The 15,822-nt window shown below is 43.0% G+C and carries 16 protein-coding genes; 11 read left to right on the forward strand and 5 right to left on the reverse strand.

Annotation, left to right across the window (positions count from 1 at the left end):
• The first annotated feature begins 88 nt into the window (after positions 1–88).
• Together lpxO and E0H94_RS00570 are read left to right on the forward strand one after the other, a co-directional pair.
• Positions 89–1,003 carry a lipid A hydroxylase LpxO gene (lpxO, locus tag E0H94_RS00565; RefSeq protein WP_131324598.1) on the forward strand — a complete coding sequence of 305 codons (915 nt, stop codon included), beginning with the start codon at positions 89–91 and terminating at the stop codon, positions 1,001–1,003.
• Between the two features lie 113 nt (positions 1,004–1,116).
• Positions 1,117–1,539 (forward strand): PH domain-containing protein, encoded by a 423-nt coding sequence (locus E0H94_RS00570; protein WP_131324599.1) that lies wholly within the window; start codon positions 1,117–1,119, stop codon positions 1,537–1,539.
• 66 nt (positions 1,540–1,605) lie between these two features.
• Here the strand turns inward: E0H94_RS00570 and E0H94_RS00575 are convergent, their stop codons facing one another.
• Positions 1,606–2,607: a zinc-binding alcohol dehydrogenase family protein gene (locus tag E0H94_RS00575; RefSeq protein ID WP_131324600.1), complete on the reverse strand. Its 1,002-nt coding sequence runs from the start codon at positions 2,605–2,607 to the stop codon at positions 1,606–1,608.
• Positions 2,608–2,711: 104 nt separating this feature from the next.
• On the opposite strand from E0H94_RS00575, the gene E0H94_RS00580 reads away from it, so the two are divergent.
• From E0H94_RS00580 to pgsA, 4 genes are all read left to right on the forward strand, one after another.
• Entirely contained in the window at positions 2,712–3,092 is a 381-nt protein-coding gene (locus E0H94_RS00580) for a winged helix-turn-helix transcriptional regulator (protein ID WP_131324601.1), read from the forward strand.
• A 139-nt stretch (positions 3,093–3,231) separates the two neighbouring features.
• Entirely contained in the window at positions 3,232–5,037 is a 1,806-nt protein-coding gene (gene uvrC / locus E0H94_RS00585) for an excinuclease ABC subunit UvrC (protein ID WP_131324602.1), read from the forward strand.
• Positions 5,038–5,138: 101 nt separating this feature from the next.
• Positions 5,139–5,933: a thioesterase family protein gene (locus tag E0H94_RS00590; protein WP_131324603.1), complete on the forward strand. Its 795-nt coding sequence runs from the start codon at positions 5,139–5,141 to the stop codon at positions 5,931–5,933.
• Positions 5,934–6,041: 108 nt separating this feature from the next.
• Positions 6,042–6,629, forward strand: a complete 588-nt coding sequence (pgsA, locus tag E0H94_RS00595; protein ID WP_131264143.1) for a CDP-diacylglycerol--glycerol-3-phosphate 3-phosphatidyltransferase — start codon at positions 6,042–6,044, stop codon at positions 6,627–6,629.
• Between the two features lie 257 nt (positions 6,630–6,886).
• Here the strand turns inward: pgsA and E0H94_RS00600 are convergent, their stop codons facing one another.
• Positions 6,887–7,666, reverse strand: a complete 780-nt coding sequence (locus E0H94_RS00600) for an IclR family transcriptional regulator (RefSeq protein ID WP_131324604.1) — start codon at positions 7,664–7,666, stop codon at positions 6,887–6,889.
• A 436-nt stretch (positions 7,667–8,102) separates the two neighbouring features.
• On the opposite strand from E0H94_RS00600, the gene E0H94_RS00605 reads away from it, so the two are divergent.
• From E0H94_RS00605 to E0H94_RS00615, 3 genes are read left to right on the forward strand one after another with little or no spacing between them, the layout of a single operon-like run.
• Positions 8,103–10,190 carry an FUSC family protein gene (locus tag E0H94_RS00605; RefSeq protein WP_165495562.1) on the forward strand — a complete coding sequence of 696 codons (2,088 nt, stop codon included), beginning with the start codon at positions 8,103–8,105 and terminating at the stop codon, positions 10,188–10,190.
• 1 nt (position 10,191) lies between these two features.
• Entirely contained in the window at positions 10,192–10,401 is a 210-nt protein-coding gene (locus tag E0H94_RS00610; RefSeq protein WP_131324605.1) for a DUF1656 domain-containing protein, read from the forward strand.
• A 38-nt stretch (positions 10,402–10,439) separates the two neighbouring features.
• The gene (locus E0H94_RS00615) at positions 10,440–11,444 is read left to right on the forward strand and encodes an HlyD family secretion protein (protein WP_131324607.1); all 1,005 of its coding nucleotides are present in this window, start codon (positions 10,440–10,442) and stop codon (positions 11,442–11,444) included.
• A gap of 45 nt (positions 11,445–11,489) precedes the next feature.
• Here E0H94_RS00615 and ruvX read toward each other — a convergent pair whose 3' ends face one another.
• The 3 genes from ruvX to recN form a co-directional block, all read right to left on the reverse strand.
• Complete coding sequence (gene ruvX, locus E0H94_RS00620; RefSeq protein WP_131324608.1) at positions 11,490–11,933, reverse strand: Holliday junction resolvase RuvX; 444 nt, start codon at positions 11,931–11,933, stop codon at positions 11,490–11,492.
• Positions 11,926–12,480, reverse strand: coding sequence for a YqgE/AlgH family protein (locus E0H94_RS00625; protein WP_104441194.1), 555 nt, complete (start codon positions 12,478–12,480; stop codon positions 11,926–11,928). The genes ruvX and E0H94_RS00625 overlap by 8 nt, the downstream gene beginning before the upstream one ends.
• Before the next feature lie 112 nt (positions 12,481–12,592).
• Positions 12,593–14,254 carry a DNA repair protein RecN gene (gene recN, locus E0H94_RS00630; RefSeq protein ID WP_131324609.1) on the reverse strand — a complete coding sequence of 554 codons (1,662 nt, stop codon included), beginning with the start codon at positions 14,252–14,254 and terminating at the stop codon, positions 12,593–12,595.
• 328 nt (positions 14,255–14,582) lie between these two features.
• Here recN and E0H94_RS00635 point away from each other — a divergent pair, with 328 nt between their 5' ends.
• Together E0H94_RS00635 and rlmB are read left to right on the forward strand one after the other, a co-directional pair.
• On the forward strand, positions 14,583–14,906 hold the full coding sequence (locus E0H94_RS00635) for a pyrimidine/purine nucleoside phosphorylase (protein WP_016168405.1): 324 nt from the start codon (positions 14,583–14,585) through the stop codon (positions 14,904–14,906).
• A gap of 136 nt (positions 14,907–15,042) precedes the next feature.
• Positions 15,043–15,795 (forward strand): 23S rRNA (guanosine(2251)-2'-O)-methyltransferase RlmB, encoded by a 753-nt coding sequence (gene rlmB, locus E0H94_RS00640; RefSeq protein WP_116758778.1) that lies wholly within the window; start codon positions 15,043–15,045, stop codon positions 15,793–15,795.
• Positions 15,796–15,822: the final 27 nt, after the last annotated feature.

Genomic DNA, 15,822 nt, shown 5'->3' on the forward strand with positions numbered 1-15,822 from the left:
AATTTGCTAGAATTTCGCCAAAATTAATGTCTAGCCCCATGATCACGTTGTAGAACGTGACCATCAGAAGCAATGAAAAGAGTGTTGTATGATTAAGTGGATTATCTTGGCGATTTTTGTGATTTCTGCGTTGTATATCCAAAATCGCGGTAAAGTGCGTCATTCTTTTTACCGTCAATTTTTTGATCATTCGACCTTGTTGGCGCCCATCAACTTTTTAATGTACCTGTTTTCCAAGGTGCCGAATCAGCCGTATATTGAAACCCAATATTTTAAAGATTTGAAAGTTTTGGATGAAAACTGGGAAATGATTCGAGATGAAGCCCAAGCGTTATATGCATGTGGTGGAATTAAAGCCTCCAGTAGTTATGATGACCTTGGTTTTAACTCATTTTTCAAAACAGGTTGGAAGCGTTTTTATTTAAAATGGTATGACTCTGCGCATCCATCCGCTGCCGAACTCTGCCCCAAAACCACCGAATTATTAAAGACTTTACCTAGCATTAAAGCCGCAATGTTTACCGAGCTGGCACCCGACAGTCGTTTGGTGCGCCATCGAGATCCTTATGCAGGTTCACTGCGTTATCACTTGGGCTTAATTACCCCGAATGATGACCGCTGTTTTATTGATGTCGATGGACAACGTTATTCATGGCGTGACGGTGAAAGCGTGGTGTTCGATGAAACGTATATTCACTATGCCGAGAATAAAACCGAGCAAAACCGCATTATTTTCTTTGCTGATGTTGAACGTCCATTAAAGACGCGTTTGATGCAAAAGTTTAATCATTGGTTTGGTAAAAATGTTATGACAGCGGCCAGTTCACCCAATGAAACAGGCGATCAAACGGGCGGTTTGAATAAGGTTTTTGGAACAGTTTATCAAGGGCGATTAAAAGCCAAAGCCTTAAAGAAAACCAATCGCAAATTGTACTATTTGTTAAAATGGTTCCTGATGTTAGGTATTTTTTTCCTGATCTTTGTACGTCCTTACGTGTTCTAAGCATTGCTAAACCGGAACGTCCTGCGGGACGTTTTTTTAGGTCTGAAAGTCGTGGGTACTTGCTCTTACAGTTTGCTATTTTTTGTGTAAGATAAGAGCAAATGGGGGAGAATATGCAAAAATTTAGTTCAAAAAAAGATTGGTGGATTCTCGGTTTTATCATTGCCATGACGGGCTTATTGCTTCAATTGTTATTGACCATGTATGCCAAAGGAAACATGGTGCAATATCCAGTGCATACTTTAACTTATGTACTGACTATAGTGGTGTTGTGGTGGCCTGTATGGAGCACACAATATCGGATTGAAGCAGAACAATTGGTCATTACCAGTCTGTTTTTGACTTGGAAAATTCCCTTGTCTGCCATTCAAAAGATTAGTCCCAGCAATAATTCAGTGTCTTCGCCTGCACTTTCTTTAGATCGTCTCCGAATTGATTATCAAAAACAGGGTAAAGCCAAATTCATTTTGATTTCACCTAAAGATAAGCAGGCTTTTACGCAAGCCTTACAACAGGCGCAGCAGTCGATCAGTTAAATCGGTCTCTGATTGAATCGCATAAAAGCCCGCTCTCATCAGTTAGACCGCGGGCTTTTTTATGCTTTAAAAGCCTTCAAGCACCAATTTACCTTGAGTCTGCTCTGACTCAATCACATGGTGGGCTTGACGGATATTCTCCGCATTGATACTGCCCACGACCTGATTGAGGGTGGTTTTAATTTTCCCTGTTTCAATCAGTTGCGCGACCTGTTGTAGAAGATGGGCTTGTGCTGTCATGTCAGGCGTTTGGAACATAGAGCGGGTAAACATAAACTCCCAATGTACTGCAATCGATTTGCGCTTAAACAGGCTAATATCCAACTGTTCGGGGTCATCAATTAGACCAAACCTACCTTGTGGCGCAATTAACTCGGCAATCTGGGTCAGATAACTGCCTGTGTGCGTGGTGGAAAATACGTAACGTGGTGCCGTTATATGGTGTGCCTGTAGTTGCTCGACCAAGGATTGACGATGGTCAAGTACGATGTCCGCACCCAACTGTTTCACCCATGCCTGTGTTTCTGCACGAGATGCCGTGGCAATCACTTGCAATTGGGTTTTGGCTTTGAGCAGTTGAATGGCCATGGAGCCGACACCTCCTGCACCACCAATAATCAAAATGGATTCATGCGGGTGATCATGCTGTTGCACCTGTAAGCGATCGAACAACATTTCCCAAGCGGTAATGGCAGTGAGTGGCAATGCCGCCGCTTCAGCAAAAGCTAGATTCTGCGGTTTTAAACTGATAATCCGTTCATCGACCACATGAAATTCGGCATTGGTGCCTGCTTTGGTTAAGTCGCCTGCATACCAGACCTGATCGCCGACTTTAAAGTGTTCTACTTCTGGACCAACGTCGACCACTTCACCTGCGGCATCCCAGCCCAAAACTTTATATTGTCCCTGTTCGGGGGAAACGCGGGTACGGATTTTACAATCGACGGGATTCACCGAAACGGCTTTGACTGCCACCAAGACTTCGCGGTTTTTTGGGGTGGGCGTTGGGAGTTCAATATCTTGTAATTGTTCGGCCGTACCGGCTTGTAAATATCCAACAGCTTTCATATTGTTAATCTCAAATTGGGTTTATGCTTAAAATCTTAACGTAATTTGAAATTTGGTATATACGGTTAAATTCTGCATATAGTGTAGAAAAGGATACTATTGAAATGGGTAAAGCAAAGCACTCTCGCTTTAATTGCAGTCCAGGCTGTGCGGTTGAGGCTGCAATTGGTATTTTAGATGGCAAGTGGAAAAGTATCATTCTATGGCATTTGTTGACCGAGCATACCTTACGTTTTGGTGAAATTCGTAAACGGATTCCCAATGTCACTCAACGCATGTTGACCAATCAACTGCGTGAGTTGGAAGAGGACGGTATTATTCACCGTGAGGTTTATCCACAAGTTCCGCCAAAGGTGGAATATAGTTTGACGCCTTTAGGTATGAGCTTACGTGAGATTTTATTGGCGCTAAAAGCTTGGGGAGATGAGCACATGGATCTGTATGGACAAGTGATGCTACAACCTCAAGATGTAGAGCCAACTTGAGATTTGTAACTTTAAGCCCGCTGTATTGCTCTAAAATCACCAGAATAAGATTGTCGATCAAACGATTTGATTGACTGGCTTGAAAAAGCCCCTTCGCACATCCACATCATTGAATAACTTTCTAAGGTTTTAACGCACTGTGAACGAAAACGCCCGCGAACATATCGAAAAGATTCTGGCCAATATGACCACCTTGCCCGGTGTTTATCGGATGTTGGGCAAAGAGGGGGAGTTACTGTATGTCGGCAAAGCCAAAAATCTGAAGAATCGGGTGTCGAGTTATTTTGTTAAAACCATTGAGCATCCCAAAACTCAGGCGCTGGTGGCACGGATTTATGATATTGAAACTTTGGTGGTCCGTTCTGAAACCGAAGCACTACTGCTTGAGCAAAATCTGATTAAACTGCATCGTCCGCCATACAATATTATGCTGCGCGATGATAAATCCTATGTCTATATCTTTATTTCGGCAGACAAACCTTATCCGCGCATTGCCAGTGGACGCGGGAAAGGCAAACATCAAATCGGCAAGTTCTTTGGACCTTATCCGAGTGCATATAATGCACGTGATACGCTGTTGGTGCTTCAGAAACTGTTCAATGTTCGGCAGTGTGAAAATAGCTATTTTTCGCAGCGTAAGCGCCCATGTTTGCAGTATCAGATTAAGCGCTGTTCTGCCCCGTGTGTCGGCTTGATCAGCCCTGAGGATTATCAGGAAGACGTGAATAATTCTATCCGCTTTTTAAAGGGCGATACCAAAGAGTTGAATCAGGAATTGATTCAGAAAATGGAAGCTGCGGCTGAAGCTTTGGAGTTTGAGAAAGCCGTATTTTATCGTGATCGTATGGCCTTATTACGTGATGTACAGGCGCAGCAAGCCATTTATAAAATTAAGGGCGAAGCCGATATTTTGGCAATTGCCTATCAGGCGGGCGTGACCTGCGTGCAAATTATGCATGTCCGTAATGGCAAAATGCTAGGCGGAAAAGCTTATTTCCCCGATATGTTGGGTGATGATCTGAGTGAAATGCTGTCGGAATTTATGGCCAATTTTTATTTTCAGGTGGCGGATGAAGTGCCGAATGAATTGATTGTGAATGTCGAAATTCCCAATCGAAAAGAATTGGAACAGGCTTTACAGCAGCATTTTGAACAAAAAATCCAGATTAAACATAATGTGCGTGAGACCCGAGCTGAGTGGCTAGAATTGGCGCAGATGAATGTGCAACACGCCATAAAAGGCAAATTGGCGAATCATTTAGAACTCAATGAGCGGTTTCATCAACTCGAACAGGTGGTCGGGCGTCCTGTCGATCGGATTGAATGTTTTGATATTTCCCATACCATGGGTGAAGCTACCATTGCTTCTTGTGTGGTGTTCGATGCCGGTGGCGCGCGAAAACGCGATTATCGTCAGTTCTCGATTCAGGATATTACCGAAGGTGATGATTATGCAGCGATGCGCCAAGCGCTGACTCGCCGTTATAAAAAAGCCATGCTGCCCGATTTATTGCTGATTGATGGCGGCAAAGGTCAATTGCATATGGCAATGCAGGTGATGCAGGATTTAGAGTTAGATGCCTTTATGGTGGGGGTGTCTAAAGGTGAGGGGCGTAAACCTGGATTGGAAACCCTGCATTTTACGGATGGCACTAAAATCCAATTGCCCGAAGATCACAAGGCTTTACATTTAATTCAGCAAGTGCGTGATGAAGCGCATCGTTTTGCCATTACCAAACATCGTGCTAAACGAGATAAAAAGCGGGGTTCTTCTGTTTTAGAGGTGATTCCTGGGCTTGGACCGAAACGTCGTCGTGATTTATTGACACATTTTGGGGGTATTCAAGGGGTGCTGAAAGCTTCGGAAAATGAAATTATGCTCGTGCCCGGTTTGGGGGAAGTCATGGCACGGACCATTTATAAAATTTTGCATGAATCCCTATGAGTAAATAGCAAAAATGCTCAGTGACGTATGAGTCATAGAGCATTCACAAATGTGAGTACATGGTGAACAATATTTGCTAAAGGATAAAATAAGAGACAGGCATGACGCTGTTAGCTGTGTATCAAGCACTTGAGCAAAATGAATGGATTGAAATACCAACAGGTTGGTTACAGGGTCGAACAATTTACGGTGGCGTGGTTGCGGGTCTGATGATGCAAAAGGCATTGGTGAGCATTGCCGATCGTTCTAAACGATTGCTCAGTACCAGTGTCACTTTTGTTGGACCTGTACAACAAGGCACAGCACGGCTAACTGCCGAGATTTTACGTCAAGGTAAGTCCGTGACCACCATTGAAGTCCGCTTATGGCAAGACGATGCCGTACAAAGTATTTTAATTGCCAGCTTTGGTGCTGCCCGATCTTCTGAAATTCAGGTGCGCCAAGAACGTACAGCGCCAAACTATGTGGCACCCCAGCATTTACAAGGTATGCAGCTGAATACGCAGTTTCCGCAGTGTTACCAGCAGTTTGATGTGCGTTGGGCTGAAGGTGAAACACCATGTACTGGCAGTGCACAAAGTGACTTTGGTGGCTGGTGTCGGTTTCATCCCGAAAAGCATACGAACCGTTCTTTTGAGGTTGCCGATTTAATGACGCTCTTTGATATTTGGCCGCCTGGCGTTTTACCGCTGTTTAAGACACTCGCACCTGCCAGTTCTTTGACGTGGCATGTGACTTATGTCAATCCATTACAGCAAAATTTACATGATTGGTTTAAATATAAAGTATTTACGGACTACGCTGCGGAAGGTTATGCCACCGAATATGCGCATTTATGGGATGCCAAAAATCGTTTAATTGCGATTTCTAGACAGACAGTTACCGTGTTTGCCTAGTGACACTGTACCTCAATTCGTATAAAGTGGCGCTAAATACGATGAGTTAAATGTGTTCGTTTGAACCATAGAATCATCGCTCATAAAGGGGAAAAGTTGGCGGTGTCTATGACAGCAGGTCGAATCCTGAATATTCCAAATATCTTGACCTTGGCGCGTATCGCCTTGATTCCTGTATTTTTATTAATTGCCTATTGGCCACCCGCGATTGGTGTTGCAGGACATGATGGTGGCTTAACGCGGCATCTTATTTTGACTGCGATTTTTGTCCTTGCCGCAGTGACAGATTGGTTTGATGGCTATTTGGCACGAACTTTAAATCAGACGTCTGCCTTTGGCCGTTTCCTTGATCCTGTGGCAGATAAGCTCATGGTTGCAGCGGCCTTAATTGTCTTGGTGCAATGGCAGCCGTCAATTTCAATGGCTTTTGCGGCAATTGTGATTATTTCGCGTGAGATTACGGTCTCTGCATTAAGAGAGTGGATGGCAGAGCTTGGGGCACGTACCAATGTGGCCGTCTCTACCGTGGGTAAATACAAAACAGCTTTTCAAATGATTGCAATTTCAGTGTTTTTACTCAACTGGCAACCCTTGGAAACGCTGGCTTATTTACTGCTGTATACGGCAGTTGTGCTGACTTTATGGTCAATGTTCATTTATTTAAAAGCAGCATGGCCGTATTTAAAGCAGCCTTAATTGAGCGCATGAAAGAAAACTCCAAATATGGAGTTTTTTTTATGTCTGAAAATTAAAACCAGCAATCTAAAATGCTCCGCACATTAAAAAGCCCAAGACACGGCTTGAGCTTTTTAACTCTGAGGAGAATAGCGCATGCAATACGTCATGGAAACATAAAGCTGCTGAAGAACTATAATCATATTATGAGAATATGTTGGCCTTATCAACCAGAAAAACTAAATCAATTTGTTCAATTCTTGTATACGTGACACAACTTACATTTCAGCCGGGGGCTGCGTCGATAAAGCGATAACTTGTTGTTCAATCAAGGCGGCATTGCTATGTAAGACTTCAATCAGTTTGTCTAAGTTGACAAATTCAAAACGTTTTCTTGAGCCGAGTACGGTCAGAGCCAAAGGAGGTTCTTTACTAGAAAACTTGATGGGAACAGATAGGCCAGAGACATTGGGATCGACTTCACCATTTGAGAAATAATAGCCTTGTTTCTTGATTTTTTTCATCTTATTCAGAAACTCTTGATCATTCTGAGCAAATCCAACTTCCGCCAATTGGGTCGAAAAACGTTGGTAATAATCTAAAATACCTTGCTTGGGTAAATGTGAAATGATGGTTTTTGGAGAGGATCCTACATAGACTGGGCGAGGGCAGCCTCGACCATAGGACAATAAAGTCACCCCTTTGGTGACTTCATGATGCAAGTCGATGCAAGAATCATGATTTAAATGCGTTAAGAGACAGCAAAACTCTGTTCGTTCAGCAATTTCTTTCATGAACGGAATACTGATTTGAATCAAGGGATTAGATTTATGCGAAATATAATCTAAAATGGCAATTTTTGAGCCGAGGGTATAGTCGCCAGAAGTCCCACTTAGGCGCTGTAACAGCTCAGCAGAAACCAATTCTTTTAAATAGCGATAGCTGGTTGGTTTAGAAAGGCCAAGTTCTTCACTAATGATATCGACATTAATGATTGGGCGAGACACTGAAAACAGGTCTAAAACGGTGAGAATTTTACCAAAACTAGAAAGTGTCATAAGAAGCCACAACGTCAAAAAGAAAAAGACATTTAAAGTGATGTTATAACAAATTGTTGTTGGTCATGCAGAGCTTTCGTAATAAAACGAGGGCAGATTTTAAATTAAGCGACCATCGATAATTTGATTAAATTTAATGCCAATAAGTTTATAAATAATAAATCAAATTATCATAATAAGATATTTTATTTGACTTTTACCGTAATTGTTATGAAAATAACAGGATTGAACTTCTCACTGTAAATTTTTCTGTTCAAAATTTACGCTTGAATTGCAGTTGTGACGTTTTCCTCACGTTAAAACCTGCCCTCTCATTTTTGAATATCTTCTGTTACCGTAATTGAGCGGATGGGACAGAGCTTGCATATTGATATTGCCGACCGTGGTGTGACTTTGAAAAAGATGATCCATTTAATTTCGTCTACAGGATGGGGCGATGTTGTTAATTAAGCCAATTTTAGCCTTTCGTCCAAGTCGCATGGATATGGTTTTTGCCGTTAAAACTTTTGTGGCAATGTTATTGGCTCTTTTTATTGCATTTTCACTCGACCTGACCTATCCGATGTGGGCAGCAGGCACGGTGATTATTGTGGCACATCCCTATGCGGGAATGGTGTCCTCTAAGGCGGTTTACCGTATTTTAGGTACGCTGATCGGTGGGATTGTTGCCATTGTACTGACGCCACAATTTATTGATCTGCCCATCTTCTTTACACTGGTTCTAGCAGGCTGGGTGGGGCTATGCCTGTATCTGTCTTTATTGGACCGTACGCCGCGTAGCTATGTCTTTATGTTGGCGGGTTATACCACGGTCATGGTGGTGTGTAGCTCAATCAATAGCATTAGTACCCATAGCGTGTTTGATATGGCTTTGGGGCGAATTTTGGAAATCTCAGTCGCTGTGTTATGTAGCGCGGTGGTGTCGAGCACTTTGTTTCCTGTACATTTAGGGGCTTTGGTACAAAAGCGGGTACAAAAAACTTTGGATGATACCCGCCAAGTTTTTCGCAGTATTTTAACCGATCCAGAACACAGCCATCGTTATACCCAGCTGTTGGCAGCAATTACCCGTGATACTTCAGATATTCATGCCTTAGCGGTGCATTTAAGTTATGAACGCGGTGCCCTACAAGGCATGACCAAATCACTACAAGAATTATTGCATCAGGTCAGTATGACGGTTGCCAACTTGGTGGCCATGTCTGAACGGGTTGCACAGCTAGACCAAATGGATACCCGTTATCGGCAAGTTTTACCACTGTTGCATGAGCATGTATTACAGTTTTTACGCGCGCAGCAACATGTGCAAGTTGATCAACTAAAACAATTACCCAACAGTTTTGAGCAAGATTTTACTGCGTTATCGGAATTGGCGACGGCTGAGCAACAGATCATTTTACATGCCTTAAAAATGGATATTCGTCATTTTGTAGAAAATGTCGTGACCATTAAATGTTTATGGGATTTGATCCAGCAAGGCGATAAGCGGATTCCAGAGCAGATTGTCACTTTAACTACCTCGTATCCGAGTTTGCATCGAGACCACGGTGTGGCAGTACGCAGTGCTGTCGCCGCAGTGATTGCCACGATGATTTCATTTTTGCTCTGGATTTATAGTGGTTGGCATGCGGGCTATATGATGGCGCAGTTGACTGCAGTTACGGTATGTATTTTGTCGGGCTTAGACAACCCAGTACCCGCGTTGCGCTTGTTTATTCGTGGTTCAGTCTATGCGGCAATCATTACCATGTTCTATGCCTTTGTAATTATGCCTGAAGTACATGAATTCTGGCAGTTGGCATTTGTACTGGCGCCGTTATCATTGTACTTGCTGAGCATGTTGCCGAATCCACCTTTAATGGGTTTGGCATTGCCGATGTTGATTAACTTCATCATGAGTTTAAATTTGCAAAATCGTTATAGCACCGATGCTGTGTTACTGATTGATACCGCTTTGGCTGGGGTTGTGGGTCCCATTATCTCGATTTTTGCCATTTATTTTATTCGAGCCATGTCGCCAGAAACCACGGCTAGTCGAATTTTGGCGTTGCATTATCGTGCTATGCGAGAAGCCTTATTTATTCCGTATGGTGTTGAATTCCGAATTCATTTACGCAGTATGCTCGACCGTATAGGGGTGTTGAATACCAAGTTGGTTCAGTCCGAGCAGCTCAAACAGGCCATGAATTTAGCATTGATTGAAACCAGTGCGGTCATCAATCTGAGTCGGCTGGCTGAGTTTGTCCAGAACCCGAACGTCAGTGTGAACTTACAACAGGCTTTTATTGCCCTGCAACGCAGTTTAGAACAAGCCTTTTTGGTGCAAGAAAAACAACAGCTTTTACCTGAAAGCTTAAAGCAGCAGGTTTTTGCCGAGTTGCAGCATGTAGAGCAATGTTTGCAACATGAACCGAATGCAGATTTTTGTATGCGGGTAAAAATGAATATTAACAATATCCGCAGCAGTATTTTCCATGAGCCACCCTCAGCGAAAATACCACGTGCGGCAGTGACAGGAGCTTAAGATGGGAGAGTTCAATGCATATGGAATTTATATTCCTGTTTTCCTGATTCAAGCAATTGTTGCATTTTTAATTTTTAAAGGAGTTTCAATCTTGACCAACCCATGGCTGGATAAAGGTTGGGTCGCATTGCCAGGGGTCTTCAATATTTGCCTCTACATCATTTTGTTAATGGGCGTGCATGAAGGGTTTTTGGTGTTTTGGGGTATTTAGGCCATACAGATGATTGAATTAGTTAAGAGGAAGCAGAAATGAATACCTTGGATACACGTAAAGTAATACGCCCCATCGTCACAGCCGTGATGTTATTGGCAGCGATCTACGTGGTGGTGCATTTATGGAATTATTATAATTCAGCACCTTGGACACGTGATGGTCGTGTTCGGGGGGACGTTATGCAAGTATCTTCGGATGTTTCTGGTTTAGTCACTCAGGTTTTGGTTGAAGATAACCAAACTGTCAAAAAAGGGCAGGTGCTGTTTAAAATTGATGTTGCGCGTCAGGCATTGGATGTAGAACAGGCAAAATCTGATTTAGCTAAAGCCCATGCAAGTTTGGCAGAGGCAGAAGCAGCATTGGCTCAAGCCAAAGCCAACATGATTAAGTCGCAAGCCAATGCCAATTTGGCAGATAAAAATGCCAGTCGTTACGGCAATTTAATGGATGGTGCAATTTCGAAACAAGAACAGGATCAAATGTTCGCAGCGCGTGATCAATCGCATGCCGAGCATGAGCAAATGTTGGCAGCCATTGAACAAGCCAAAGCCAATATTGTGCAACAAAAAGCGTTAATTGAAGTGGCAAACAGTAATTTGCATTTGGCGCAGCTCAATTTGACCCGTTCCGAGGTGCTTGCTCCCGCCGATGGAAGCTTATCTAACTTTAGTTTACAGGTGGGTAATTATGTCAAAACGGGAGATGCTGTTGCTGCCTTAGTCAATCGTCAGCAACTGTATGTGGTGGGCTATTTTGAAGAAACCAAATTGAACCATATTCAAATTGGAGATCCTGCTACGGTACAGTTGATGGGGGATGATCAGAAAATTAAAGGTCACGTGCAGGGGATTGCATCAGGCATTGAAGACCGTGAGCGTTCGAGTAGCTCGACTTTGTTGGCAAATGTGAATCCAACTTTTACTTGGGTGCGTTTGGCCCAGCGGGTACCCGTGAAAATTGTGTTAGATGAAATGCCGAAAAACCAGTTGGCTTTTGTTGCAGGTCGAACTGCCACCATTCATATTCAAACCAAACAATAGAAGAACAAAATGGAAAAGGATGAATATCCTTTTCCAGATCAAACTTTAAGGCTGCACACCTTCGGGGTGGCGATACCAACTTTCGATCAATAATGCGGCAGCAAGGCTGTCGGCAGAAAGTTTTTTCCCGCGACCTTGTGCTTGATAATGATCGAGTTCATCGCGTGCTTCGCGGGTGGTCAGGCGCTCATCGACCATCAGGGTTTCAATATTGGTTTGATGGCGCAAACGACGAGCAAACTTGCGTGCGCGGGTTGAAAGCTCCGATTCACTATCATCCATATTCAACGGTAATCCGACTAAAAATAAGTTCGGTTGATGTTGTTTGACTACTTTAAGTAAATTGTCCCAATGGGGAATACCATCTTTCATAGGGAACAACGGCAATGGGTTAGCACTGGAAATAATAGACTGCCCGACAGCCATGCCCATTTTTTGGGTGCCAAAGTCAAACGCCATAATTAATTGCGATTGAGATAAATCAGGCATGACCAATCTCTGAAGATAACCAATTACGGTCGACGCCCATTTTTTTGTATGCTGCGTCCCAACGGTCGCCATAAGGCAAGTTAAAGATTAAATCCATATCGGCATCACAAATCAGCCAGTCGCCCCGAGTGATTTCATCTTCAAGTTGGTGTTTGGCCCAGCTGGCATAGCCTAGAGCAATTTGATAGCGTCCCACACCTTCGTTATGCGCAATCGCATCCAAAATATCTTTAGACGTCGTGATACAGACGTTTTCCCCGACGGCAATCGATGAATGCCAAGTCGGTTGTCCGGTATGCAACACAAAGCCAGCCTCTGGACGTAAAGGGCCACCTTGTAACACATCATGCGGATGCACATTATCAGCATCAATTTCTAGATCATTAAGTAATTCTTTTACGGAAATGCCAGAAGGTCGATTGATAATAATGCCTTGCGCACCTTCATCATCATGTCGAGCCAAATAAATGACAGTATGAGCAAAAAACTCATCTTTCATTTCTGGCGGAGCAATCAGACAACGATGCGTGAGATATTGTTTGGTCACCTAAGCATTTCTCCTTTAAACGTCATCTATGTGATGACTACAGTCCGTATACTTTCAACTTACAAGACTTTGCGCTATTCACCAATCTTTTTTTACAGCTTTGACCTTAAATTTATACGGGCTGGAATTTTAATTGTCGGAGTTGTTTTGCGTGTTGTAGCGTGGTTTCACTAATTTCAACACCACCTGTCATACGTGCCAATTCCAAAATTCGCTGCGATTCTTCGAGTGAAATAATGGTGCTGCTGGCAGGATCAGTTTGCTGTTTTTTCACTAGTAAATGTTGATCAGATTGTGCTGCTACTTGCGCCTGATGGGTAATACAGAGAATCTGTACATGCTGGGCTAAATCAGCCAGTAGGCGACCCACAATTTCCGCAGTTCCGCCACTAATCCCCACATCAATTTCGTCAAAGACCAAGACTTCAGCTTCGGTTTTTTCGGCATTCATAACTTGCATCACGAGGGCAATACGTGAGAGTTCTCCCCCCGAAGCCACACGCGCCAAAGGTTGCGCTGGAATGCCTTTATTGGCCGTGAAGAGTAATTGGATAAAGCTTAGTCCATCGGCAGAAGCTTGTTCCAGTGGTTCAAATTTAAACTCAAAATGTGCCTCAGGCAGTGCCAGTTGCTTCACTTGTTCAGTCAATTGTTTGGCCAATGGTGTTGCTGCAGCACGTCGAATTTCATCTAGATGCTGCGCTTTCGCTAGAAAGTCCTGATGTGCCAGTTCGACTTGTTCCGCTAAGGTTTCAGGGTCTTGTAGGGCATGTAACTGCGCCAATTCTATTTGCCAGCTTTGGTATTCCTGATTTAAGGCTTCAGGTTGTGTGCGGTATTTACGGGCAAAACGATGGAACACTTCAAGTTGGGTATTTAATTCTTCCATGCGCTCAGGGTCATAGCTTTGACGGTCAATGAACTGGCGTAAATTTGCCGTTGCATCATCCAATTCGCTTTGCGCATTCAGAATGGAGTTATGTATTTCTGCCAATTGTTCACTGCGTCCCGCATGGGATTCTAAGCGACGAATGAGTCCAGACAATTCCTGATTGATATTCTGCTCGGCTTCATCCAGTGTATTTAAGGCATAACTACAATCTTGCATGATGTGTTCATGATGACTGAGTCGATCGAACTCCTGTTCAATTTCTTTATACGCCAATTGAACCACTTCTTCTAATTCTTCGAGTTGTAATTCAAGGGTTGCAATACGTTGTTTACGACTGGCTTGGGCATCGAGAGCAGCTTGATGCTGACGAATAGTTTGCAGCCAATCTGAATAGGCTTCTTTAACTTGCTGCGCAGGTTGGGTAAAATTACTGTAACGATCAAGCCAATGTTTAGGATAAGGTGGCTCTAAAAGTTGCTGTTGACTGTGCTGACTATAGAGTTGAACCAGAAGTCGCCCTAACTCTTTGAGTTCGGACAAACTGCTGGGACGACCATTAATCCAAGCTTTGCTGCGACCTGTAGCGAAGATGACGCGTCTTAAATGGATTTCACCTGAATCATCATCTAACTCATGTTGCTGTAACCAAGAAGCTTCGGGGCTATGCTGTTCATAACTAAACACGGCGCTAATATCGGCCTTATCTGCACCATAGCGCACATAATTGGTGTCTGTACGCTCGCCTAAGCTGGCTGAGAGCGCATCCAGTAATAATGATTTTCCTGCACCAGTTTCCCCCGTAAGAACATTAAAACCTTGATCAATATCAATGGCTAAGTGATCAGCTAAGGCAAAATTGATGAGAGTTAAATGTGTCAGCATAAACGCGTCCAAGCTGCGAAAAGTTTGGTTTCTGTAAGATAGTCAAATTTTTTAATTCTCACAAGTTTCAGTCTGTGCTGAAACTGTGTTGGATTCTATATTAGCGTAAATTTTTCAATTGCATAGTAAAGATTTAAGACTAAAGCAATTTGAGTCTCAAGCGTCAATCATATACAATTTTTCAGTTAAAATGGGGCTGTAAAAGTGTGACTCTAGATTTTCTAGTAAAAATGCTGTTTACAGATAAACACCGATTGATTAGTTGCTATTGCCTATTTAAACTACATCAATCATTAAGATATTTATGCGCATCATCTGGAGAATACGCATGTCAGCTCAGTTTGATCATGTATCAGTTATCAAAAAATCGAACGTTTACTTTGGTGGATTATGCATTAGCCATACCGTTCAATTTGAAGATGGAACCAAAAAAACCCTAGGCGTTATTCTTCCAACTGAACAAGCCTTAACGTTTGAAACACATGTGCCCGAGCGTATGGAAATTATTTCAGGTGAGTGCCGTGTAAAAATTGCGGATAGCGAAGAAAGTGAATTGTTCCGTGCAGGGCAATCATTTTATGTACCTGGCAATAGCCGTTTTAAAATTGAAACAGATGAAGTTTTAGACTATGTGTGCCACTTAGAAGGCTAAGTCTAGGACGGATAAGCAAAGCTATTTTAACGAAAATCAGTTAAACTATGGCTTAAGTTAAAATCCTGTAAAGGCAACTTTGCAGGATTTTCTTTTTTTATTTTCTCCCTAACTTTTTGCTTACTCGAGGTTGTTCATGGCAAAACCTGAATATTATTATGGCGTTCATTCAGTAGAGTCGCTCTTAGAATTGGAGCCTGAACGTGTTCTAACTTTGTTCACCTTAAAAGGCCGTGATGACCAGCGTTTAAAACGTGTACTTGAGTTGGCTGAACCTTTTGGTATTAGTGTGCAACAAACGGGTCGGGATCGATTAGAAAAAATGGCCGGCTTGCCGTTTCACCAAGGGGTAGTGGCCGCTGTTCGCCCTAATCCAATTTTAAATGAAAAAGATTTAGAAGCCTTACTTAAGCAATCACCCAATTGTTTATTGTTGGGTTTAGACCAAGTCACCGATCCACATAACCTAGGTGCGTGTATTCGTACTGCGGCTGCCATGGGGGTGGAAGCTGTAATTGTGCCACGTGATCGTTCTGCAAGTTTGACTCCGACAGCACGTAAAGTTGCAGCGGGCGGTGCTGAAAAAGTTAAATTTATCCAAGTGACCAATTTGGCACGGACTTTAGCGCAAATTAAAGATGAGTTTAATGTGCGTGTGGTGGGGACCATGTTGGATGAAAAGGCTTTGCCATTACAGCAGTTCGATTTTACGGGAACCGCAGTATGTGTGGTGATGGGTGCAGAAGATACAGGCCTGCGTCCAATTACCCAGTCTCAATGTGATCAAACCGTTTATATTCCGATGGCGGGCAACTTACAAAGCTTGAATGTGAGTGTGGCAACAGGCATGGCACTCTATGAAGCATGTCGCCAACGTCAAAGCGTTTAATTTACTTTTTATTGCTTAGCATATTGT

It is taken from the genome of Acinetobacter sp. ANC 4173, assembly GCF_004331255.1.
GTDB lineage: Bacteria > Pseudomonadota > Gammaproteobacteria > Pseudomonadales > Moraxellaceae > Acinetobacter.